Consider the following 22658-nt stretch of genomic DNA (forward strand, 5'->3'; position numbering starts at 1 on the left):
GCCTATTCTGCACCTCCATTTTCAATAACTTCATCAGCAAGAAGTCCATAACTTTCCGCCCCAGTCGATCTTGCATCATATAAATTAATCGGAAGACCATGGCTTGGAGCTTCTGCCAAACGAACATTTCTTGGAATAATTGTTTTATAAATATTTTGATTTAAATAGGATTTTACATTTTCTACTACCTGAAGAGACAAATTTGTTCGTGCGTCATACATTGTAAATACGACACCTTCTATTTTCAGATTTGGATTTAAACTTTTCTGTATCAACTCAATGGTATAAATTAATTGTGTCAATCCATCTAACGCATAAAATTCACATTGAATTGGTACAATAACTGTATCTGCGGCTGTCATTGCATTAACTGTCAACATTCCAAGTGCTGGCGGACAATCTATGATAATAAATTCATAATCATCTTTCACTTGATTTAAGCTTTCTTTCATAATAAACTGCATTTTATCAACAGTCATTAATTCAATTTCAGCACCCGCTAGATTTCGATTTGCAGGAAGCAGGGAAAGATTTTCAAACAAATCTTGATGAATGCACTCTTCTATTGGATATTCATTCGTAATAACTTCATAAGTTGTTTTTTCTAGATCATTCTTATCCAGACCAAGTCCACTGGTGGTATTTCCTTGTGGATCCATATCAACAATGAGTGTTTTCTTTCCTTTTGCAGCTAATGCTGCCGAAAGATTCACCGCAGTTGTTGTCTTGCCTACACCACCTTTTTGATTTGCAATTGCAATTGTTCTTCCCATAATATTCTCCTTTTGAAAACATTATAGCACTTATTTTTTTCCTTTTCTATATGTTTCACGTGAAACATATCTTTTTGGCACTACGCATTATTTCCAAATTAATATTCCCAAAAAAGTGTACATATTTACAATTTTAAAGCTTTTTATCATGATGTTTCACGTGAAATATGAGGGAGAGAGAAATTTATTTCTCTCTCCCTCATGAAAAATCTTCTTATTCTTACATCTGCTCTGGGCACTGAATTCCAAGTAAATCTAAAGCATCTTTGATAACCTGTTTTGCAATTAAAACAAGTTTTACTCTAGCTTTCATAAGATTTTCATCTTCTACATTACATTGATTTTCATGATAAAATCTGTTAAACGCTTGTGCAACTGCCATAACATAACGTGAAACAACAGATGGTTCCAAACGCTGTGCTGCTGTCTTAACAACCTCAGGAAATCTTTCAATTTCTTTTAACAGCGCAACCGATGTATCGTCTGTAATTAAGGAAGCATCGATCTCTCCAACTTCGCTAATTCCTGTTTTTCTTAGAACACTTGCTGCTCTTGCATAAGTATATTGAACATAAGGGCCTGTCTCACCATCAAAACTATGGATCTTTTCCCATGTAAATGTAACATCTTTAATTCTTTGATTATAAAGATCATTAAAGATGATGGCTCCAATACCAACTTTCTGAGCAACATCTTCCTTATCTTTTAGATCTGGATTCTTTTCAGCAATAATCTCTCGAATCTTAGAAACTGATTCTTTTAAAATATCTTCAGCATAAATAATGTTTCCATTTCTTGTAGATAACTTTCCACCTTCCAGACTAACCAATCCATAAGGAACATGAATCAACTGATCTTTTGCCCATTCATATCCCATCAATTCAACCACTTTAAATACCTGTGCAAAATGCAGTTTCTGTTCTAATCCCGTTACATAAATACATTTATCAAAATGATACGTATTTTTACGATAGAAAATAGCTGCCAAATCACGAGTTGCATAAATGGAACTTCCATCTTTCTTTGTTACAAGACAAGGTGCCATATCGTACTTTTCAAGATTAACAATCTTGGCTCCTTCACTTTCCTCTAAAAGTCCTTTTTCTTTTAATTCTTGTACAACCGCTGCTGTTTTATCACGATAGAAACTTTCACCTGTATAATGATCAAAATCTACATTTAAAATTTTATAAATTCTTTTATATTCAATCAAGCTAATATCTTTAAACCATTCCCAGATTTCCAGAGCTTCTTTATCTCCCTGCTCCATCTTTACAAACCATTCTCTTGCCTGATCATTTAAAGAATCGTCCTTTTCTGCTTCTTTATGGAATCTGACATACAGTTCCAAAAGTTCTGGAATTCCTTTTTCTTCAACAGCTTCTTTACTTCCCCATTTTTTATAGGCAACAATTAGTTTTCCAAATTGTGTTCCCCAATCTCCTAAATGATTGATTCTCTCCACCTTATATCCCAATTTATCAAAAATATGATATAGAGAATTTCCAATAATTGTTGTTCTCAAATGTCCAACATGAAAATTCTTAGCTACATTTGGAGAAGAGTAATCGATGCAAATCGTTTTTCCATTTCCCTCATCTGATGCACCATAATCAGAACCAATTTTGTTTAAAACTTCTTTTACATAAATTTCTTTATTTACATAAAAATTCACATATGGACCCATAGCTGCTACTTTTGAAAGATTCTCTGATTGTGGAATTTTTTCTGCAATTTCTTGTGCAATCATATTCGGAGCTTTTCTAAATACCTTAGCAAGCTGAAAACATGGAAATGCAAAATCTCCCATATCTTCTTTTGGCGGAATTTCCAAAATATCTGCAATTTTTTCTTTATCTAATTCTTCAATCGTCTGATCTAGTAAATCAATAATTTTGTTTTTCATATTTTTCCCTTTCTATGATTTTATATTTGCTTTTATCACTAATGTATTGGTCTTCCATCGTTCAATGAAAAATTCGTTTCCAAGCAGATCCGTCAACTTCTTTTTCTTTTCCTGAAAAGCAGACATATCGGCTGGAACTTTAGGTTTTATCTGAAATTGTATCAAAACCTTTTCTGGTTTTATATCTGTTTCCACATTGATGACATATACCTTTATTTCCTTTGTAAAAAATTCTGTAATTTTCTGAAATTCTTTTAAAAATGCAAAGTCCAGCATGACATCTGTTTTCTGATCATTTTTTTTATAATTGATTCTTAATTTTGGATGTAACTTTTTAGCACTTTCAAGCAAATCCCAGAAAGATGAAAACGATAGAATTTTTTGATTTGTTTCTTCGGTATCTTCTGATTCCTTCTGATCTGATTCTTCTAGAAGATATTCTTCAATCCCATGCAAATACTCAGCTAGCATCTGCACTTTTTGTTCTGCCTGTCTTGCATCTTTTTCTTTAATTTTTATATCTCGATCAATCTCTGAAGTGTCAGCTTTATCATTTTCTTCCTCTTCCTCATGAAAATCTAAAGGTGAAAATACACGGCGTATTTTATAAACGCGTGTCTGATCTCCCACATCATTTACTTTTTGTTTTCGTTCTTCTAAAAGAGCTCTCAATTCCTTGGCAAGCACTTCTTTTACCTGAAACTGTTCTCTGACTTCTCCGGTCAGATAATTATAAAGCTCACTCATTAATTCCTGTTTCTCTGTCATATTTCCCATTTGCACCACCTTTTCTTATCATAAACGAAAAAAAGAAGAAATCAAAGTATTATTGTATCAAAAGTTTGTTTAGCATATAATAGAAACATAAAATGCTATCAGAGCTTACATAGAAAGGAGCTGCCTATGGAACCCTACAATAAACAAAAAAAGATAACGCTGATCAGTATTTTAAGTATCTTTGGCATCTTTTTAATGAATCAGATAATCTTTCTTCTTCAGCGTTTCAAAGATACTTTTCCCCCAAAAAATTCGCATGAATATTCTTGGCGTTTTGGCAATATCTTTTATACAAAACAAGGAAAAGGAACTCCAATCCTACTAATTCATACATTGGACAGCGGAAGTTCCAGTCTTGAATTTTGTCAGCTAGTCAAACCTTTATCAAAAAAACATACCGTTTATGTATTAGACCTTCTTGGATGTGGAAGATCAGAAAAACCAAAGATTTCTTATACCGGCTATATGTATGTTCAACTGATCAACGATTTCATCAAAGATATCATCGGTCAGAAGACAGATGTCATCGTATCTGGAAATTCTTGTTCTTTTGCAATCCAAGCCTGTTCCATGGAAAAAGAACAGTTTCATAAATTATTACTAATTAATCCACAAAATATGGCTTCTGCATCCCGGTTTCCAACAAAGTGTCGAAATCTTTTAAAATATTTACTGGAATCACCAATCATTGGAACTTCTATTTATAATATCATGCATTCTACTCCAATGATACATCATCGCTTTTTTAAAAAGTATTTTCAAAATCCGTCAGATGTACAAAAATCCTATATGGAGGAATATTATAAAAATGCACACCGAGGAGGAACCCGCGCAAAATATTTATATGCTTGCCAATCTGGTGGTTATATGAATTCCAGCCTGGTTTATGCATTACAAAATATTGATCAAAGTATTTATTTGGCAATCAGTCAGAATATTCCAGATGCACAAAATACATTAGAACAATATCAAGTTTTAAATCCCTCTATTGAAGGATGCTATTTAAAACATACCTTATATCTTCCTCATTTAGAAAATCCACAAAGTCTTTTAGATCTTTGCAAAATCTTCTTTTAATGGATTGGTTCTTTCGATGGCAGCCCCGCTTTCCTCGGATATTTTTTCGGGGTTGCCTTTTCTTTTTTAATCATTAAAATAGTTCTACTCATATCAGTATCCGGAATTTCAAAAGAAATGATATCTTTTATTTCTCCTCCAAGAATATGAACCGCCTTTTTTGCTCCTTGTAACTCTTCTTTCACATCTCCAGATTTATATGGACAAAAATATCCATCCTTTGCAACATAAGGAATGCAATATTCAGAAAGCACTGCAAGATTTGCAACTGCTCTTGATACAACCAAATCAAAACCTTCTCTATATTCCTTCTGTTTTGCAAAATCTTCTGCTCTTCCATGGATCGCTGTGATTTTTTCAAGACCTAATGCATCAATCACTTCGTTTAAAAATCGAACTCTTTTGTTTAACGAATCTAATAATACAACTTCCAATTCCGGAAATGCAATTTTTAATGGAATTCCTGGAAAACCTGCACCGGTTCCAAGATCCAAAAGTTTTTTCCCATCTAAAGCAATTCCTGTTTTTATAAAAGCAAGACTATCTGCAAAATGCTTATCAATGACATCTTGTTTTTCTGTAATCGCAGTCAGATTCATCACCTTATTTTTTTCAATCAGCATCTCATAATACTGCTCAAATTTTGCTAATTGAGAATTATTTAATTCAATTCCCATAGTCTGTGCTTTTTGTCTTAATCTTTCCATTTATTTTGTTCTCCTGTGATACATCTGCTCTAAATAGATAAGCAAAACGGAAATATCGGCCGGTGATACTCCAGAAATTCTTGATGCCTGTCCAATAGAAGAAGGACGAATTTTAGAAAGCTTCTGTTTTGCCTCAATTCTCAGACTTCCAACATCCTCATACCGAATATCATCTGGAATTCTTTTTTTCTCCATTTTCTTAAACTGTTTTACCTGAGACAACTGACGACGGATATATCCTTCATATTTTATATTAATGTTTACCTGTTCCTGTACATCCATGGCAAGCTGTGGACGTTCTTTATCAATTGGTGCTAATACCATATAGTTTAATTCTGGACGACGGATCAACTCGATCATATTAGAACCTGATTTCAATGTTGGTGTCTGCAGTTTTTCTAACAATGCCTGTACCTCTTTAGATGCTCCAACATTTACTTTTTTCAAACGTTCCATTTCCGCATCAATCTGTTTTTCTTTTTCTAGAAGATGTTCATAACGAGCTTCATCAATCAAACCAATTTCGTGTCCAATCTTTGTTAATCGAAGATCTGCATTGTCCTGACGCAGAAGAAGACGATACTCTGCCCTGGAAGTCATCATGCGATATGGCTCTGAAGTCTCTTTTGTTACAAGATCATCAATCAATACTCCAATATACGCTTGGGATCTGTCTAATACAATAGCTTCTTTTCCCTGAAGTTTTCTTGCTGCATTAATTCCAGCCATCAATCCCTGTGCCGCTGCTTCTTCATATCCTGAACTTCCATTAAACTGTCCTCCACTAAATAGTCCTTCAATTGATTTAAATTCCAGCGAAGGTTTTAGCTGTGTTGCATCAATACAATCATACTCAATCGCATATGCATTTCTTACAATTTTGGCATTCTCTAAACCTGGAACACTGTGATACATCTGATACTGAACATCCTCTGGCAGTGAACTAGACATACCCCCAACGTACATCTCGTTCGTATATTCTCCTTCTGGTTCTATAAACACCTGATGACGATTTTTATCTGGGAATTTTACAATTTTATCTTCAATAGATGGACAGTAACGTGGCCCTGTACCTTCAATGGCACCGGAAAATAAAGGAGATCTCTGAATATTCTCACGGATAATCCTATGTGTTTCTTCCGTTGTATAAGTCAGCCAACATGAAATCTGATCTCTCTTAATATCATCTTCTGTATTTGTGAAACTGAAAGGAACAATATGTTCATCCCCAAATTGTTCTTTCATTTTACTAAAGTCAATTGTATTTTTATCAATTCTGGCAGGAGTTCCCGTCTTAAATCTCCTCATCTGTATTCCGTGAGCTTTTAAGGAATCTGTCAGATAATTGGCCGCCTGAAGTCCGTTTGGCCCTGTATGTGTACTGACATCCCCATAAATACATCTTGCCTTTAAATAAGTTCCAGTTGTCAGTACCACTGCTTTTGCATGATAAACTGCTCCAGAATAAGTTTTTACACCTTCAATTTTACCATCTTCTGATACAAGAATTTCTGTAACTTCTCCTTGTCTTAATGTTAGATTTTTTGTATTTCCCATAACCTGTGTCATGGAAATAGAATACATTTTTTTATCTGCCTGTGCTCTTAAAGAATGTACAGCCGGTCCTTTAGACTGATTCAACATTTTTGACTGAAGATAGGTTTTATCTATATTTTTTCCCATCTCTCCTCCTAATGCATCAATCTCTCTTACAAGATGCCCTTTGGAACTTCCACCTACATTAGGATTACACGGCATTAACGCCACACTATCCATGCTTACTGTGAAACAAATAGTTTCCAATCCGAGTCTTGCACATGCCAAAGCCGCTTCACATCCTGCATGTCCAGCTCCTACTACAACGATATCATATTGTTCTTCTAAATTTTTCATCTTTATTTACCCATACAAAATTCTGCAAATATTTCGTTAACAAGATCCTCGCCTACAGATTCTCCCGTAATAAATCCTAACTGTTCATATGCATCCAGCAAGTCAATCGAAAAGAAATCTTCCGGCATTCCATCATCAATACTCTTAAGAACAAGATTTAAACTATGCAGTGCATTTGATACTGCATCTTTATGTCTGATGTTTGTAAGATAGATTTCATCATTAAAAGAAACTCTTCCATGGAAAAACATATTATTAATTGCTTCATAAAGTTCATCCATTCCTTGTCTTTGTTTCGCAGAAATCACTACAACATGTTCAAATCCTTTTTCCTTCAATTCTTCTCTTGTAACAATTGTTTCAAGATCGGCCTTATTTAATAAGACAATCGATTGTTTTTCTCTAATCAGATCAATAATCTGTTCATCTTCTTTTGTAAATGGAACCGAAGTATCCACAACATATAATACAAGATCAGCCTTTTTCAACAAATCTTTTGCTTTTTCCACACCAATCTTTTCGATTAAGTCATCCGTATCTCGGATTCCCGCTGTATCAATAATATTTAAAGGAATCCCATTAATCTGAATTGACTCCTCCAATGTATCTCTTGTTGTTCCTGCAATTTCTGTAACAATAGCTCTCTCTTCCCCAAGAAGTACATTTAAAACAGAAGATTTTCCAGCATTGGGTTTTCCTACAATAACTGTCTGAATTCCTTCTTTCAGAATCCTTCCATCATCCGCATGTTCCAAAAAATGGTTGAGCTGCTTTTTTATATCCTCAATTTGAATCTTCAGCTGATCAGAAAAACCATCCACAGAATAATGCTCTGGATCATCTAACGCTGACTCAATAAATGCAACACTGTGAATAATTTCCTTTCTTATAGAACTGATCCTATCTCCAAGTACTCCATCCAACTGCTTCAAAGATGATGTAAGTGCAAATTCATTTTTAGACTGGATCAAATCCATAACTGCCTCTGCTTTTGTCAAATCAATTCTGCCATTTAAAAAAGCTCTTTTTGTAAATTCTCCTGGCTCTGCCGGTCTTGCTCCAGCCTTCAAAACTGCCTCGAGAATTTTCTTCATTACAATGACACCACCATGACAATTAATTTCCACTACATCTTCTGTCGTATAAGAATGTGGTCCCTTCATTACAAGAACAATGCATTCATCCAGCATTTTTCCATCTACATAAATATGTCCATAATGTGCTGTATAAGTTGGAACTTCTTCCATCTTTTTTTCTTTTTTCGGTTTAAATATTTTTGAAATAATAGGCAGCGCCTGATCCCCACTAATTCTTATAATTCCAATACCGCTACTGGTCATTGGGGTTGCCGCTGCTGCAATCGTATCTGCATTCATATAATTCACCTCAAAAAAGGCTGCCTTAACCAAGGCAGCCTTCTCTCTTATTTTTTCAGCATAATAACAACTTTACGATAAGGATCTTTTCCTTCACTCTTCGTAATTACATCCGGATCTCTCTGCAAAGCAGAATGAATGATCCTTCTTTCATTTGGATTCATCGGCTCGAGATAAATCGGCTTTTTATTTTTCTTCACCTTGTATGCAATACTTCCAGCTAATTTTTCTAATGTTTGCTGTCTTCTCTCTCGGTAATTCTCTGTATCTAATTTAATCTTAACAAACGAATCACTTTCTTTATTTACAAAAAGGCTTGTCAAATACTGAAGTGCATCCAAAGTCTGTCCATGTTTTCCAATCAATGCTCCCATCTTATCCCCAGAGACATTAATATTTAAAACATTATCTCTACGATTATAATATAGGTTCAATTTTGGATCTAATCCCATGGCTCTTAACACTTCATCTAAATATTTTTCTGTATCTTTTACAATATCATCAATATTCTCTGGTGCTTTTGTCTTTTTCTGCTCTTTTGGTACAGCATTTTCTTTTGCTTTACCTGGCATCTTTTTATCATAATTTGCCGGTTTTTTCTCTTTCGCTTTTGTTTCTTCTTTTTTCTTAATCTCTTTTACAGGTTTTTGCTCAACGGATGTCTTTATCTCCGTATTAGCTTCAATAATGACCGGTTTCTTAAATAATCCGAAGAAACCATTACTTCCAGAATCAATAACTTTATAATTCAGGTCGGTACTTGGAATTCCTAATTCCATTGCAGCATTCATTACTGCATCTGCTTCTGTCTTTCCTGTAAATCTCTTTACTGCCATTCCCTATTTACCTCCCTTATTATTTCGATTCAGTGCATTCGCTTTTGATGCAATTCCTCCTTTAGAATTTCCACCAGCATTTCCACTGTAATTTACATTCTTAGTAGATTTTGCACTGGCACCTTTCTTAATTTCACCTGACTGCGGCTGTTCTGCTGCCGCACCAAGCATCTTTTCATATAATGAAGGTCCTTTTTTCTTTTTCTTCTTTGCTGCTTTTTCTCTGCTCTTTTCTATGATTTTATCCATATCTGCATGATCATAGTAATAGTTAAAAGCAATCTGCTGAATCCACTGGAATAAAGCACTTGCTGTCCAGTATACACCCAGGGCAACTGGTAAAGTAATACACATAAATAATGACATCAATGGCATTGTATACATCATACTTTTTGTCATACCTGCTCCTGGTGCGTTTTCATCCATCTGTGTATTTGACATTGATGTTTTTGCACTTAAAAACTGGAAAAGAAACGAAGCGATTGGTACAAGTAATAACGGACTAAGTTTAAATCCTGGTGTTGCCTGAATATTAATTCCTGGAAGCAGCTCAAATAAATGTTCATGAATCTTAGAATCTGCTGCAATCTGAGGAATATATCGTTCTACTGCACGTACAACATAGTACAAAGACATGATGATCGGAAACTGAATTAATGTAGTCGCGCATCCACCTGTAGGACTGGTTCCATATTTATCATAAACCTGGCGCATCTCTTCCTGCTGTTTCATCATTGATGCCTGATCTTTTTTATTTCTGTATTTTTTGTTAATTTTATTAATTTCCGGCTGCGCTACCTGATTAATTTTCATAGACCGCTGCTGTTTCATGGTCAATGGTAAAATCAGAAGCTTGGAAATTAACGTAAATAAGATAATGCATAATCCGACGTTATAAATTCCCATGGCTGCAAGGACATTATAAATTCCTTCCATGACCCATCCGAAAATTCTTACAATCGGATATAAAATTCCACCTGTGCCCACATTCTGGGCCTGTGCCAAAAACATCATTTTTCTTACCTTTTTCCCTTCCTGACTTCAGGAACAGGATCATATCCGCCCTTGGAAAATGGATTACATCTCAATATTCGATAAATAGCCAAAAGACTTCCCTTTATCACGCCATGTTTTTCCAAGGCTTCAATTGCATATTCCGAACACGTCGGAACATAAATGCAAGTTCCTCTTCCCTTTAACTTCGATAAATACTTTCTGTAAAATTTAATAACAGCAATTAAAATTTTTTTCAAATATGATCACTCTTTTTTAAATGGTGTATTTCCACAAGATGTAAAAATGCACTCTCCATTGTACGGTAGTCAATATCTTTTGCAGTTTTTCTTGCAATTACTACCATATCATATCCATTCTTAATTTTTTCCTGATTTAATCGATAACTTTCACGAATTAAACGTGTCACGCGATGCCTTACTACACTATTCCCAACTTTTTTACTTACGGATATTCCAAGTCGATTATAATCGAAATCATTTTTTCTATAATAAAATACTAAATATCTGTTAGCTTTTGATTTTCCTCTATGATAGACTTGCTGGAAATCCCTGGTTTTCCTTAATGAATGATAATGTTTCATAATAGTCTCTTCCTTATTAATAGAGAAAAGAAAAGGTCACATCTCTGCGACCTAAGCTGATAATCTATTTCTTCCTTTTGCTCTTCTACTCTTCAGAACTTTTCTTCCGTTAGCAGTGCTCATTCTTTTTCTAAATCCATGAACTTTAGATCTCTGTCTTTTCTTTGGCTGAAATGTCATTTTCATTGTCAAAACACCTCCTTATTAATAAAATCTGATTATATATATGAATAATATATTCGTAAAAACATCACTCCTATTATAGCCAGACACTTAAGGAAAAGTCAAGTAAATAATCGCTTTTTTTCTTAGAAATTCATTGCTGTACATATATTGTGGATAAATCAAATGTTATCCACAATTTGTGGGTAATCTATACTTGGGATGTGTATAACTTCTGGATAACATGTGTATATCTTTTTTTGAGATGTCAAAAATCTTTATTTTTCAACACAATTCAACATGTGGATAATGTGGACAAAGTTATCCACACCCTGTGGGTAATTTTCCACTCTTCTGTGCACAACCTGTTCATAACTTGTCGATAACTCTCAAACAGACATTGAAAAAATATTTTTTTTGTTATACACTAATTATAGTGCGCATCTATGCACTTTTATAAAAATTAATGTAGAAAGGGATTCGAATTAGCCATGTCAGACATGAAAAAAAACATTGAGGACATCTGGGATGATGTACTTATTAAATTGGAACAGGAATGTGATATGTCCAGTGCAGCAATCAATGCATGGATCAAACCACTTCATATTACAGATGTACAGGATGATAAAATTGTTTTATGTCTTCCTGAGAAATATGATGAGAGAGGAATTCAGTTTATCAAAACCAAAATGTATGATTTTAATATTTCCATGGCGATTCATCTTTTAATTGGGAAGGAATATAAGATTGAATTCGAACTCGAAAAAAATAAGAATTCAAAAAAGCCTTCGGTAAAGAATTCTATCCCAGATGACAATAATCTAAATCCACGATATACATTCGACACTTTTGTTATCGGTGATAATAACCAGATGGCTCATGCCGCCAGTATTGCAGTTGCCGAGGCACCTGCTGAAGCTTATAACCCTTTATTTTTATATGGTGGTGCTGGTCTCGGGAAAACTCATTTAATGCATTCAATTGCTCATTATATTCTCGAGCATAATAAAAGTTTAAATGTTTTATATGTTACAAGTGAAGACTTTACAAACGAAGTTATCAACTCCATTCAGCATAAAAAACAGGAAGAACTACGCAATAAATACCGAAATATTGATGTTCTTTTAGTCGATGATGTTCAATTTATTATCGGAAAAGAAAGTACTCAGCAGGAATTTTTCCACACATTTAATGCTTTATATAATTCTAAAAAACAAATTATCCTTTCTTCAGATAAACCGCCAAAAGATCTGGATGTCTTAGAAGAAAGACTTCGAAGCCGATTTAGTTGGGGACTTACTGTGGATATCCAGCCGCCAAATTATGAAACAAAGATCGCAATTTTAAGAAAACGCGCGGAACTTGACCACCTTTATATCGATGACGAAATATTTGATTATATCGCAACTCATATTAAATCTAATATTCGTGATCTGGAGGGTGCCTTAAATAAAATTAAAGTTTATTCCAAATTAAATAAACAGCCAATTAGCCTGGAATCTTCTAAACTTGCACTCCAGGATTTAATTGACAGTAAAGATAAACCAAAAATCACACCAGATCTGATTCTAAAAACAGTCGCAGAACATTTTAATATTCAAACGAGTGATATCATTTCCAAAAAAAGAAGCCATGATATCGCATATCCAAGACAAATTTGTATGTATTTATGTAAAAAACTAACAGATACTTCTCTTGTTAAAATTGGTGAATTTATTGGCAGAAGAGATCACTCTACTGTGATTCATGGTGTGGAAAAAATAGAGAGAGATTTACAAAAAGATGTTAATTTACAGAATATTATAAATGTTATCACCAAAAAAATGGAATAATGCAATAATAAGTGAGTTATCCACAAATACTGTGGATAACTTGTGGATATCCTGTGTATAAACATTCATTCCCAAATTTTGGAATGTTGATAACTAGAGACTTATCCAACCTTTTTCCCCAGCTTATGCACAAGTTATCCACATCGGAAAAGCCCGAATTTTCAAGGTTTTTTAAGGTTATCCCCAAATCCACAGCTACTACTACGAAGACTACGGTTATATTTTATTTATTTAAGTAAATTTTACATAGGAAGGAGTTATACACATTTATGAAAATTATATGTAAAAAAAGTAATCTTGTTCACGGAGTTGGTATTGTATCTAAAGCAGTATCTAATAAAACAACACTCCCTATTCTTTCATGTATTTTAATTGAAGCTGGAGCAGGAACAATTACTTTAACAGCAAATGATATGGAACTTGGTATAGAAACTACAATTGAAGGGGAAATTCTTGAGCAAGGAAAAGTCGCTCTTGACGCAAAACTATTTTCAGAAATTGTACGTAAACTTCCTGATAATGATGTTACAATTGAAACAACACAAGATTTTAACACATTAATCGTTTGTGAAAAATCAAGTTTCCACATTATTGGTCAGGATGGTACAGAATTTCCTGCACTTCCAGAGATTGAAAAAGAAAAGAATATTACATTATCACAATTTTCTTTAAAAGAAATTATTCGTCAAACAATTTTCTCTATTTCAGATAATGAAAATACAAAATTGATGACTGGAGAATTATTTGAAGTTAAAGATCAACAATTGAGCGTAGTATCATTAGATGGACATCGCATCTCGATTCGTAAACTTGAATTGAAAGATAGCGCAGATGAATTTAAGGTTGTTGTTCCAGGAAAGACACTTCAGGAGATTGTTAAAATTATATCAGGAGAAGTTGAAAAGGATGTTGCAATTTATGTAACTCCAAGACATATTTTATTTGAATTTGATAGTACAAAAGTTGTTTCAAGACTTCTGGAAGGGGAATATTATAAAATAAGTCAGATGCTTTCCAGTGATTATGAAACAAAAATTACAATAAATAAGAAAGAATTCTTAAATTGTATAGACCGTGCTAGCTTATTGATTAGAGAATCTGATAAAAAACCAATTATTATTAATATTACAGATAATTCTTTAGAATTAAGCATTTCTTCTTTCTTTGGATCTATGGAAGAAAGTATTATGATTCAGAAAGAAGGAAGGGATATACTGATAGGATTTAATCCAAAGTTTTTGATGGATGTACTTAGGGTCATTGATGACGAAGAGATTCACATTTATCTTGTAAATCCTAAAGCACCTTGTTATATTCGTGATGATGCAGGAACTTACACGTATTTAATCCTTCCTGTTAATTTTAATCATTAAAAAGGAGAGTATCATGATAGAAATTAAACTAAGAGACGAACATATTAAACTTGGTCAGGCTTTAAAAGCCGCTGGCCTTGTAGGATCTGGGCTGGATGCAAAGATTGTTATTCAGGATGGAGAAGTTCTCGTAAATGGCGAAGTTGAAACTCGTCGTGGAAAAAAACTTTTTGGTGGAGAAATAATTTCTTTTGACGGAGAAGAAGTAAAAATTGTAAAATAGTTGGGAGCATTATGTTTATTAAGTCTTTAGAATTAAAGAATTACAGGAACTATGAGCAGCTTTCGATGAATTTTGCAGGTGGAACGAATCTTTTGTATGGTGATAATGCCCAGGGAAAGACGAATATTGTGGAGGCTATTTATTTGGCAGCCACGACAAAATCGCACAGAGGTAGTAAAGATCGGGAAATCATACAGTTTCATCATGATGAGGCACATATTAGAATTCATTATGAAAAACAGGATATTATGCATCAGCTGGATATGCATTTAAAGAAAAACCGTGTAAAGGGTGTTGCAATTGACCGGATTCCAATTCGTAAATCCAGTGATCTTCTGGGACAGATTCCGGTCATCTTTTTTTCACCGGAAGATTTAAAAATTATAAAAAATGGTCCAAGTGAGCGCAGAAAGTTTTTGGATATTGAATTATCCCAGCTGGAAAGACTGTACTTATATCACTTGACAAAGTATAATAAAATATTAATGCAGAGAAACAATTTGTTGAAACAATTGAAATTTCAGCCGAATTTAGTGGATACTTTAGAATTTTGGGATCTTCAGCTTGTAAAATATGGATCTGAAGTTATTCGTTATCGTAGAAAATTTATTGATCATTTAAATATGATTATAAAACAAATTCATAGAAAATTGACTGGAAATCGAGAAGAAATTCAGTTAGAGTATGAAAATAACGTAGAATATGATATATTTTTAACAGAATTAAACAAAAAAAGAAGTATAGATCTGAAATATACAACAACAAGTATTGGACCCCACAGGGATGATATCAGCTTTATTGTGAATGGCATTGATATTCGTAAATTTGGATCACAGGGACAGCAGAGAACGGCGGCACTTTCTTTAAAACTTTCACAGATACAGCTTGTAAAGGAAGTTCTTCATGATACACCGGTTTTACTTTTAGATGATGTTTTATCAGAACTTGATAGTAACCGTAAAATATATTTGCTGGAAAGTATTAAGGATACACAGACGTTTATTACTTGTACTGGCCTGGATGAATTTATTAGTCAACATTTGCCGGTTCAGCGAATGTTTCAGATAAAAGAAGGAAAAATAATCAAACAGAATTAGGAGGAGACTATGGGTACACAAAAACAAGGGGAATATGGCGCAGATCAGATTCAAATCCTAGAAGGGCTTGAAGCTGTGCGCAAAAGACCTGGAATGTATATTGGAAGTACATCAGAAAAAGGACTTCATCATCTGGTATATGAGATTGTAGATAATGCGGTTGATGAGTCTCTGGCGGGGTACTGCGATACCATCTATGTGACATTAAACAAAGATGGATCTGTAACTGTACAGGACAATGGCCGTGGAATTCCTGTTGGAATTAATAAAAAGAAAGGTGTATCCAGTGTCGAAGTTGTATTTACCATTCTTCATGCTGGAGGTAAATTTGGTGGTGGAGGATACAAGGTATCTGGTGGATTACACGGAGTAGGTTCTTCGGTTGTAAACGCATTATCAAGATGGCTTGAAGTAAAAGTATACAAAGAAGGTCATGTTTATCAGCAGCGTTATGAGAGAGGTAAAGTATGTTATCCTCTGAAAATTGTAGGAGATAGTGACAGAACAGGTACAACCGTACAGTTTATGCCAGATGATACGATTTTTGAGACGGTAAATTTTGATTATAAAACATTAAAAACAAGATTAAGAGAAACCGCTTTCTTAACCAAGAATCTTAAAATTGTTCTTGCAGATGAACGTGGTGAAGAAAGAGTAGAAGAAATATTCCATTATGAGGGTGGAATTAAGGAATTTGTTGCTTATCTGAACAAGGGAAAAGAAAGTCTTTATGATCAAGTTATTTACTGTGAGGGAGAAAAAGACGGAGTTTATGTTGAGGTTGCACTTCAGCATAATGATTCGTATAATGAGACTTCTTTAAGTTTTGTAAATAATATCATTACTCCAGAAGGTGGTACGCATTTGTCTGGATTTAAAAATGCATTAACAAGTTCTTTTAATGATTATGCAAGAAAAAATAATTTGCTGAAGGAAAAAGAGGATAACCTTTCTGGTGAGGATATCAGAGAAGGTTTAACTTCTGTGATTAGTGTAAAAATTGGAGAACCTCAGTTTGAGGGTCAGACAAAACAAAAACTTGGAAATAGCGAGGCAAGAGGTGCAGTAAATAGTGTCGTTGCAGAACAGCTGACGTATTTCTTAGAGCAGAATCCTCAGGTGGCAAAAGTTATTTGTGAAAAGGCAGTTCTTGCACAGAGAGCAAGGGATGCCGCAAGAAAAGCGCGTGATTTAACAAGAAGAAAAACTGCACTGGATGGAATGAGTCTTCCTGGAAAACTTGCAGATTGTTCTGATAAGAATCCAGAAAATTGTGAGATTTATATTGTCGAAGGAGACTCTGCAGGAGGATCTGCAAAAACAGCACGTTCTCGTGCGACACAGGCTATTCTTCCATTGCGTGGTAAAATTTTAAATGTGGAAAAAGCAAGGCTTGATAAAATTCTGGTGAATAAGGAAATTCAGGCAATGATTACAGCATTTGGTACAGGAATTCATGATGATTTTAATATTGAGAAATTGCGTTATCATAAAATTATTATTATGACAGATGCCGATGTGGATGGAGCACATATTGCAACGTTATTATTAACATTTTTATATCGTTTTATGCCAGATCTAATTAAACATGGCTATGTTTATTTGGCTCAGCCGCCTCTTTTTAGAATCGAAAAGAATAAAAAATACTGGTATGCTTACAGTGATGAAGAATTAAATCAGATTCTTGAAGAGATTGGAAGAGATAATAACATTAAGATTCAGCGTTACAAAGGTCTTGGTGAGATGGATGCAGAACAGTTATGGGATACAACTATGGATCCGGAAAAGAGAATTCTTTTGAGAGTAAATCTAGATGAGGATTCTGCTTCTGAGATTGATTTGACTTTCACAACCTTAATGGGAGATCAAGTAGAACCTAGAAGAGAGTTTATTGAAGCAAATGCAAGATATGTACAGAATCTTGATATTTAGTAGGAAGGAAGAAAAGAATGGACGAGAACACAATTTTTGATAAAGTTCATGACATTGATCTGAAGAAGACAATGGAAACATCATACATTAATTATGCGATGAGCGTTATTGTATCCAGAGCTCTTCCAGATGTACGGGATGGTCTGAAACCTGTACAGAGAAGAATTCTTTATGCAATGATTGAATTAAATAATGGTCCGGATAAACCACATCGTAAATGTGCCCGTATCGTTGGTGATGCCATGGGTAAATATCATCCACATGGTGATAGTTCTATTTATGGGGCATTAGTTAATATGGCTCAGGATTGGTCTACCAGATATCCGCTGGTAGATGGACATGGAAACTTTGGTTCTGTTGATGGGGATGGAGCGGCAGCTATGCGTTATACAGAAGCAAGGCTTAGCAAAATTTCCATGGAGTTATTGGCAGATATTAATAAAAATACCGTAGATTTTGTACCAAACTTTGATGAAACAGAGAAAGAGCCTTCCGTACTTCCATCAAGATTTCCAAATTTGCTTGTAAATGGTACACAAGGTATTGCAGTTGGTATGGCAACGAATATTCCTCCGCATAATCTGAGAGAAGTAATTGATGCAGTTATTAAAATTATTGACAATCGTATACAAGAGGATCGTACAACGACAATGGAGGAATTGCTGGATGTTGTAAAAGGTCCAGACTTTCCAACAGGAGCGACAATTCTCGGAAGAAAAGGAATTGAAGAGGCCTATCGTACGGGAAGAGGAAAAATTAAAGTACGTGCTGTTACAGATATTGAGGCGATGCCAAATGGAAAACAGAGGATTATTGTAACTGAGCTTCCATATATGGTCAATAAGGCGCGTCTGATTGAGAAAATTGCAGCGCTTGTAAGAGAAAAACGAATTGATGGTATTACAGAACTTCGAGACGAGTCGGATCGGAGCGGTATGAGAATTTGTATTGAACTTCGAAGAGATGCAAATGCAAATGTAATTTTAAATCAATTATATAAACATACACAGCTACAAGATACTTTTGGTGTTATTATGTTAGCATTAGTTAACGGTGAGCCGAAAGTATTAAATCTTTCCGAAATGCTTGGTAATTATTTAAAACACCAGGAAGATGTAGTAACAAGAAGAACTAAATATGAGTTGAATAAAGCAGAAGAACGTGCTCACATTTTAGAAGGGTTGTTGATTGCTCAAGATCATATTGATGAAGTTATTAAAATTATTCGTGGAGCATCTAATATTCAGGCAGCAAAAGCAGAATTAATGGAAAAATTTGCACTGACAGATGCACAGGCACAGGCAATTGTAGATATGCGTCTGCGTGCTTTAAATGGTTTAGAAAGAGCAAAACTTGAAAAAGAATATAATGAGTTGATGACTCGTATTAAAGAATTGAAAGAGATTCTTGGAGATGAAAAAGTTCTTCTTGGAGTTATTAAGGATGAATTAATCTTAATTCGTGATAAATATGGGGATGACAGAAGAACAAAAATTGGCTTTGATGTGGATGATATTTCGATTGAAGATCTTATCTCAAAAGAAAATACAGTTATTACTATGACAAAACTTGGTTATATCAAGAGAATGACCGTTGATAATTTTAAGAGTCAGCGTAGAGGAGGAAAAGGCATTAAGGGAATGCAGACCATCGATGAAGACTATATTGAAGAGCTATTTATGACTACAACCCATCACTATATTATGTTCTTTACAAATCTTGGTCGTGTTTATCGATTAAAAGCCTATGAAATTCCGGAAAGCAGCAGGACTGCCAGAGGAAGTGCTATTGTCAATCTTCTTCAGTTACAACCAGGAGAAAAGATTACAGCAGTCATTCCGATCGAGGATTATGAAGAAGGAAAATACTTAATGATGGCAACGAAGAATGGTATTGTTAAAAAATCTTCGATTATGGATTTTGCAAATATAAGAAAAACTGGTCTTGCAGCGATTACATTGAAAGATGACGATCAGTTAATTGAAGTTAAGTTTACAGATAATGAAAAGGATATCTTTCTTGTAACAAAAAATGGACAGTGTATCCGTTTCCATGAAAAAGATGTTCGTTGTATGGGACGTACGGCGATGGGTGTACGTGGTATTAATCTGAGTGATAATGACGAAGTGATTGGAATGCAGCTTGACTGTCAGGGAGAAGCATTATTAATTGTTTCCGCAAATGGAATGGGAAAAAGGACAATGATGAGTGAGTTTACTTCCCAGCATAGAGGCGGAAAAGGTGTTAAATGCTATAAGATTACAGAAAAGACAGGAGATGTTGTTGGAGTAAAAGCCGTTGATGAAAATAATGAAATTATGATGATCACAACGGAAGGAATTATTATTCGTATGAGTGTAGACAGTATTTCTGTTCTTGGAAGAAATACATCTGGTGTGAAGGTAATGAATGTAGATGATGATGTTCAGGTTGCAAGCATTGCAAAAGTCCGGGAAGATGTAGAAGAAGATAATGAAGCAGAAATAAAAGAAAACGAACAATAGGTGTTCCATGAAGGATAGGTAGAAATTGCCTATCCTTCATTTTTGTTATATAATAGTCTGAATCATGGGAAATAGCTATGTGACGGAGGAAAAAAGATCATGGACAACCAGAAGAAAAGAAAATGGAAGATTGTGCTTTTTCTTTTGATTGCAGTGTGTGCAGTCGGAGCATTTATTTTCTATAAAATTTCCACAATTCATAAAATGGAAAAGGGATTAAAAGAAAGTCAACAGCGATTTTCAAATTATAATTTGTATGGAAATGATGGAGAATATGATCGGCTGAATACAAATTACAAATATGCTGTACATCATCAATATGTGGATGATGTGGAAAAAGCAAAAAAAGAGATGCATCAGTTTGAGAAAATGATTCTTGCGGAAAATAAGCAGAATTTAAAAGAGTATGAGAAAAAACTGGAGAGCATGGATACTTCTAAGGCAAAGAAAGATCAGCTTCAGGAGATTACCGATTATAAAAAGAAAATGAAGGCATGTATAAAGAAAAAACAGTTTAAAAGGGCAGATCAGATTGGAAAGCAATGGGAAAAGCTGATAAAATCAATTCAGAAGAAAAAGAAGAAACATAAGCATTAATTTTGGAGGCGGTTATGAGAACGATTCACACAGATGAAATTATAAAAAATATTAAAGAAATGTGTATTGAAGCGAATTTATCTTTAACAGATGATATGAAATGCCGATTTGAAAAAGCATATGAAGATGAAAAAAGTCCTTTGGGAAAACAGATCATAGGGCAACTTCAGGAAAATATGCAAATTGCAGGTGAAGATAGAATTCCAATTTGCCAGGATACTGGAATGGCAATTGTATTTTTAAATATTGGACAGGATGTGCATATTGAAGGGATGCCTTTGAAAGAGGCAGTGGATGAAGGAGTAAGACAGGGATATACGGAAGGGTATCTTCGAAAATCTGTTGTAAAAGATCCCTTAATTCGTGAAAATACGAAGGATAATACACCAGCGATTCTTCATATTGATATTGTTCCAGGAGAAAATCTTGAAATTCTGGTGGCACCGAAGGGATTTGGAAGTGAAAATATGAGTCGTATTTTTATGTTAAAACCAGCGGATGGAGAAGAAGGAATTAAGAGATCTGTAATAGAAGCTGTCCGAGATGCTGGTCCAAATGCCTGTCCACCAATGGTTATTGGCGTAGGGTTAGGAGGAAGTTTTGAAAAGGCTGCATTTCTTGCTAAAAAAGCTTTGACAAGAAATCTTGATGAGCATTCGGATAAACCTCATATTGCACGCCTTGAAAAAGAATTACTTTCTGAAATTAATCAGCTTGGGATTGGTCCAGGAGGTCTTGGAGGAAGTACAACAGCGTTAGGATTAAATATTGAAACATATCCGACTCATATTGCGGGGATGCCGCTGGCAGTTAATATATGTTGTCACGTTAACCGTCATTCACACAGAGTCTTATAAGGAGAGGAACATATGGAAAAATATTTAACAATACCAACATCACAGGAAGAATTAGAAAATTTAAAATCTGGAGATTATGTGTATTTAACGGGTACGATTTACACTGCAAGAGATGCTGCACATAAAAGAATGTATGAAGCAGTGCAGGAAGGAAAGGAGCTTCCTGTATCATTAGAAAATCAGTTTGTTTATTATCTGGGACCAACACCAGCAAAAGAGGGACAAGTTATTGGTTCAGCAGGACCAACAACAAGTAGCCGTATGGATAAATATACACCTACGATGCTTGAACATGGTTTAAAGGGAATGATAGGAAAAGGAAAAAGATCAAAAGAAGTCATTCAGTCAATTATTAAACATAAGGCAATTTATTTTGCAGCGGTTGGCGGAGCCGGAGCTTTATTATCGAAATGTATTAAAGAGGCAGAGGTCATTGCTTACAATGATCTTGGAACAGAGGCAATCAGAAAATTAAAGGTAGAAAGGTTTCCAGTTATTGTTGTGATTGATAGTCAAGGACATAATTTATATGAGACAGCGGTTGAAGATTTTAAAAAGCAGCTGTTATAATTTTGAGAATAGGAAGAAGGGAGTTTCCTTCTTCCTGACTAATTTTATAAGAAATTAAAAAAAATAAGAAAAATGTATTGACAAACCCAAGTGAGTTTGGTAAGATATTCAAGCGTTGTAAAAAACGTAATGCAATTTCATAAAGTATTTATGTTTAGGCATTTGCAGAAGTACTCAAGTGGCTGAAGAGGCGCCCCTGCTAAGGGTGTAGACCGTTTACGCGGTGCGAGGGTTCAAATCCCTCCTTCTGCGCTTTTAAATCTTTCTTTTGAAAGATTTAATTTTTTTGAAAAAAGTATTGACAGAGAATAAATACTGTGATACAATAAACAAGTTGTGTCTTACAAGAGACACGAAAGTTGATAAAAAACAACTTAAAAAAATAAAAAAAGTTCTTGACAAACAAAGAACAGAGTGATATAATAGAAAAGCTTCTTACACACAGAAGCAAATCACAGAACATTGACAACTGAACAATAAGACAACCTTGAAAATTCAATTGAATTTTTCAGACGATTTTAGTAAAAATCGACGAACGTTCTTTAAGAACAGTAATAACAAGGATAAAG

At 34.4% G+C, this 22658-nt stretch carries 21 protein-coding genes and 1 tRNA gene; 11 read left to right on the forward strand and 11 right to left on the reverse strand.

Features of this window, described 5'->3' with window-relative positions; translation table 11 throughout:
* Positions 1-2 precede the first annotated feature (2 nt).
* The 3 genes from KQI71_RS10255 to KQI71_RS10265 all read right to left on the reverse strand — a co-directional run bounded on the left by KQI71_RS10255 (position 3) and on the right by KQI71_RS10265 (position 3456).
* Complete coding sequence (locus KQI71_RS10255; RefSeq protein WP_216435964.1) at positions 3-773, reverse strand: ParA family protein; 771 nt, start codon at positions 771-773, stop codon at positions 3-5.
* Positions 774-993: 220 nt separating this feature from the next.
* Complete coding sequence (argS, locus tag KQI71_RS10260; protein ID WP_216435965.1) at positions 994-2679, reverse strand: arginine--tRNA ligase; 1686 nt, start codon at positions 2677-2679, stop codon at positions 994-996.
* Positions 2680-2691: 12 nt separating this feature from the next.
* Positions 2692-3456 carry a hypothetical protein gene (locus KQI71_RS10265; protein WP_216435967.1) on the reverse strand — a complete coding sequence of 255 codons (765 nt, stop codon included), beginning with the start codon at positions 3454-3456 and terminating at the stop codon, positions 2692-2694.
* A gap of 126 nt (positions 3457-3582) precedes the next feature.
* Here KQI71_RS10265 and KQI71_RS10270 point away from each other — a divergent pair, with 126 nt between their 5' ends.
* A complete protein-coding gene (locus KQI71_RS10270) occupies positions 3583-4533 on the forward strand; it encodes an alpha/beta fold hydrolase (RefSeq protein WP_253288036.1) in 951 nt (316 codons plus the stop codon).
* Here KQI71_RS10270 and rsmG read toward each other — a convergent pair.
* The 8 genes from rsmG to rpmH are packed head-to-tail and all read right to left on the reverse strand — an operon-like array spanning position 4530 to position 11128.
* Positions 4530-5240, reverse strand: coding sequence for a 16S rRNA (guanine(527)-N(7))-methyltransferase RsmG (gene rsmG, locus KQI71_RS10275; protein ID WP_216435968.1), 711 nt, complete (start codon positions 5238-5240; stop codon positions 4530-4532). The two genes, KQI71_RS10270 and rsmG, sit on opposite strands and share 4 nt — an antisense overlap.
* A complete protein-coding gene (gene mnmG, locus KQI71_RS10280) occupies positions 5241-7133 on the reverse strand; it encodes a tRNA uridine-5-carboxymethylaminomethyl(34) synthesis enzyme MnmG (protein ID WP_216435970.1) in 1893 nt (630 codons plus the stop codon).
* 2 nt (positions 7134-7135) lie between these two features.
* Complete coding sequence (gene mnmE, locus KQI71_RS10285; RefSeq protein WP_216435972.1) at positions 7136-8509, reverse strand: tRNA uridine-5-carboxymethylaminomethyl(34) synthesis GTPase MnmE; 1374 nt, start codon at positions 8507-8509, stop codon at positions 7136-7138.
* Positions 8510-8556: 47 nt separating this feature from the next.
* Entirely contained in the window at positions 8557-9345 is a 789-nt protein-coding gene (gene jag / locus KQI71_RS10290; protein WP_216435974.1) for an RNA-binding cell elongation regulator Jag/EloR, read from the reverse strand.
* Between the two features lie 3 nt (positions 9346-9348).
* On the reverse strand, positions 9349-10359 hold the full coding sequence (locus KQI71_RS10295) for a YidC/Oxa1 family membrane protein insertase (RefSeq protein ID WP_216435976.1): 1011 nt from the start codon (positions 10357-10359) through the stop codon (positions 9349-9351).
* Positions 10360-10364: 5 nt separating this feature from the next.
* Positions 10365-10598 carry a membrane protein insertion efficiency factor YidD gene (gene yidD, locus KQI71_RS10300; protein ID WP_216435978.1) on the reverse strand — a complete coding sequence of 78 codons (234 nt, stop codon included), beginning with the start codon at positions 10596-10598 and terminating at the stop codon, positions 10365-10367.
* Entirely contained in the window at positions 10595-10942 is a 348-nt protein-coding gene (gene rnpA, locus KQI71_RS10305) for a ribonuclease P protein component (RefSeq protein ID WP_216435980.1), read from the reverse strand. Before rnpA ends, yidD begins: the two co-directional genes overlap by 4 nt.
* A 51-nt stretch (positions 10943-10993) precedes the next feature.
* On the reverse strand, positions 10994-11128 hold the full coding sequence (gene rpmH, locus KQI71_RS10310; RefSeq protein WP_008392981.1) for a 50S ribosomal protein L34: 135 nt from the start codon (positions 11126-11128) through the stop codon (positions 10994-10996).
* A 476-nt stretch (positions 11129-11604) separates the two neighbouring features.
* Between rpmH and dnaA the strand changes: the two genes are divergently transcribed.
* From dnaA to KQI71_RS10360, 10 genes are all read left to right on the forward strand, one after another.
* Complete coding sequence (gene dnaA, locus KQI71_RS10315; protein ID WP_216436000.1) at positions 11605-12936, forward strand: chromosomal replication initiator protein DnaA; 1332 nt, start codon at positions 11605-11607, stop codon at positions 12934-12936.
* Between the two features lie 269 nt (positions 12937-13205).
* The gene (gene dnaN / locus KQI71_RS10320) at positions 13206-14309 is read left to right on the forward strand and encodes a DNA polymerase III subunit beta (RefSeq protein WP_216435982.1); all 1104 of its coding nucleotides are present in this window, start codon (positions 13206-13208) and stop codon (positions 14307-14309) included.
* Between the two features lie 13 nt (positions 14310-14322).
* Positions 14323-14532, forward strand: coding sequence for an RNA-binding S4 domain-containing protein (locus tag KQI71_RS10325; RefSeq protein WP_216435984.1), 210 nt, complete (start codon positions 14323-14325; stop codon positions 14530-14532).
* Between the two features lie 11 nt (positions 14533-14543).
* Positions 14544-15629, forward strand: coding sequence for a DNA replication/repair protein RecF (gene recF / locus KQI71_RS10330; RefSeq protein ID WP_216435985.1), 1086 nt, complete (start codon positions 14544-14546; stop codon positions 15627-15629).
* Between the two features lie 9 nt (positions 15630-15638).
* Positions 15639-17561 carry a DNA topoisomerase (ATP-hydrolyzing) subunit B gene (gene gyrB / locus KQI71_RS10335; RefSeq protein ID WP_216435986.1) on the forward strand — a complete coding sequence of 641 codons (1923 nt, stop codon included), beginning with the start codon at positions 15639-15641 and terminating at the stop codon, positions 17559-17561.
* A gap of 17 nt (positions 17562-17578) precedes the next feature.
* A complete protein-coding gene (gene gyrA, locus KQI71_RS10340; protein WP_216435987.1) occupies positions 17579-20065 on the forward strand; it encodes a DNA gyrase subunit A in 2487 nt (828 codons plus the stop codon).
* Between the two features lie 99 nt (positions 20066-20164).
* Positions 20165-20662, forward strand: coding sequence for a hypothetical protein (locus tag KQI71_RS10345; RefSeq protein ID WP_216435989.1), 498 nt, complete (start codon positions 20165-20167; stop codon positions 20660-20662).
* Positions 20663-20676: 14 nt separating this feature from the next.
* On the forward strand, positions 20677-21519 hold the full coding sequence (locus tag KQI71_RS10350; RefSeq protein ID WP_216435991.1) for a fumarate hydratase: 843 nt from the start codon (positions 20677-20679) through the stop codon (positions 21517-21519).
* A 12-nt stretch (positions 21520-21531) separates the two neighbouring features.
* Positions 21532-22089: a Fe-S-containing hydro-lyase gene (locus KQI71_RS10355; RefSeq protein WP_216435993.1), complete on the forward strand. Its 558-nt coding sequence runs from the start codon at positions 21532-21534 to the stop codon at positions 22087-22089.
* 164 nt (positions 22090-22253) lie between these two features.
* Positions 22254-22341: transfer RNA gene (locus KQI71_RS10360), tRNA-Ser, on the forward strand.
* The last annotated feature ends 317 nt before the right edge of the window (positions 22342-22658 follow it).

Source organism: Anaerostipes sp. MSJ-23 (genome assembly GCF_018918155.1).
Lineage (GTDB): Bacteria > Bacillota > Clostridia > Lachnospirales > Lachnospiraceae > Anaerostipes.

What these genes read in the sequence shown, in the direction of transcription:
- KQI71_RS10255 (WP_216435964.1), bottom strand. Translation starts at nt 773, where the DNA reads ATGGGAAGAACAATTGCAATTGCAAATCAAAAAGGTGGTGTAGGCAAG.
- argS (WP_216435965.1), bottom strand. Translation starts at nt 2,679, where the DNA reads ATGAAAAACAAAATTATTGATTTACTAGATCAGACGATTGAAGAATTA.
- KQI71_RS10265 (WP_216435967.1), bottom strand. Translation starts at nt 3,456, where the DNA reads ATGGGAAATATGACAGAGAAACAGGAATTAATGAGTGAGCTTTATAAT.
- KQI71_RS10270 (WP_253288036.1), top strand. Translation starts at nt 3,583, where the DNA reads ATGGAACCCTACAATAAACAAAAAAAGATAACGCTGATCAGTATTTTA.
- rsmG (WP_216435968.1), bottom strand. Translation starts at nt 5,240, where the DNA reads ATGGAAAGATTAAGACAAAAAGCACAGACTATGGGAATTGAATTAAAT.
- mnmG (WP_216435970.1), bottom strand. Translation starts at nt 7,133, where the DNA reads ATGAAAAATTTAGAAGAACAATATGATATCGTTGTAGTAGGAGCTGGA.
- mnmE (WP_216435972.1), bottom strand. Translation starts at nt 8,509, where the DNA reads ATGAATGCAGATACGATTGCAGCAGCGGCAACCCCAATGACCAGTAGC.
- jag (WP_216435974.1), bottom strand. Translation starts at nt 9,345, where the DNA reads ATGGCAGTAAAGAGATTTACAGGAAAGACAGAAGCAGATGCAGTAATG.
- KQI71_RS10295 (WP_216435976.1), bottom strand. Translation starts at nt 10,359, where the DNA reads ATGATGTTTTTGGCACAGGCCCAGAATGTGGGCACAGGTGGAATTTTA.
- rnpA (WP_216435980.1), bottom strand. Translation starts at nt 10,942, where the DNA reads ATGAAACATTATCATTCATTAAGGAAAACCAGGGATTTCCAGCAAGTC.
- rpmH (WP_008392981.1), bottom strand. Translation starts at nt 11,128, where the DNA reads ATGAAAATGACATTTCAGCCAAAGAAAAGACAGAGATCTAAAGTTCAT.
- dnaA (WP_216436000.1), top strand. Translation starts at nt 11,605, where the DNA reads ATGAAAAAAAACATTGAGGACATCTGGGATGATGTACTTATTAAATTG.
- dnaN (WP_216435982.1), top strand. Translation starts at nt 13,206, where the DNA reads ATGAAAATTATATGTAAAAAAAGTAATCTTGTTCACGGAGTTGGTATT.
- KQI71_RS10325 (WP_216435984.1), top strand. Translation starts at nt 14,323, where the DNA reads ATGATAGAAATTAAACTAAGAGACGAACATATTAAACTTGGTCAGGCT.
- recF (WP_216435985.1), top strand. Translation starts at nt 14,544, where the DNA reads ATGTTTATTAAGTCTTTAGAATTAAAGAATTACAGGAACTATGAGCAG.
- gyrB (WP_216435986.1), top strand. Translation starts at nt 15,639, where the DNA reads ATGGGTACACAAAAACAAGGGGAATATGGCGCAGATCAGATTCAAATC.
- gyrA (WP_216435987.1), top strand. Translation starts at nt 17,579, where the DNA reads ATGGACGAGAACACAATTTTTGATAAAGTTCATGACATTGATCTGAAG.
- KQI71_RS10345 (WP_216435989.1), top strand. Translation starts at nt 20,165, where the DNA reads ATGGACAACCAGAAGAAAAGAAAATGGAAGATTGTGCTTTTTCTTTTG.
- KQI71_RS10350 (WP_216435991.1), top strand. Translation starts at nt 20,677, where the DNA reads ATGAGAACGATTCACACAGATGAAATTATAAAAAATATTAAAGAAATG.
- KQI71_RS10355 (WP_216435993.1), top strand. Translation starts at nt 21,532, where the DNA reads ATGGAAAAATATTTAACAATACCAACATCACAGGAAGAATTAGAAAAT.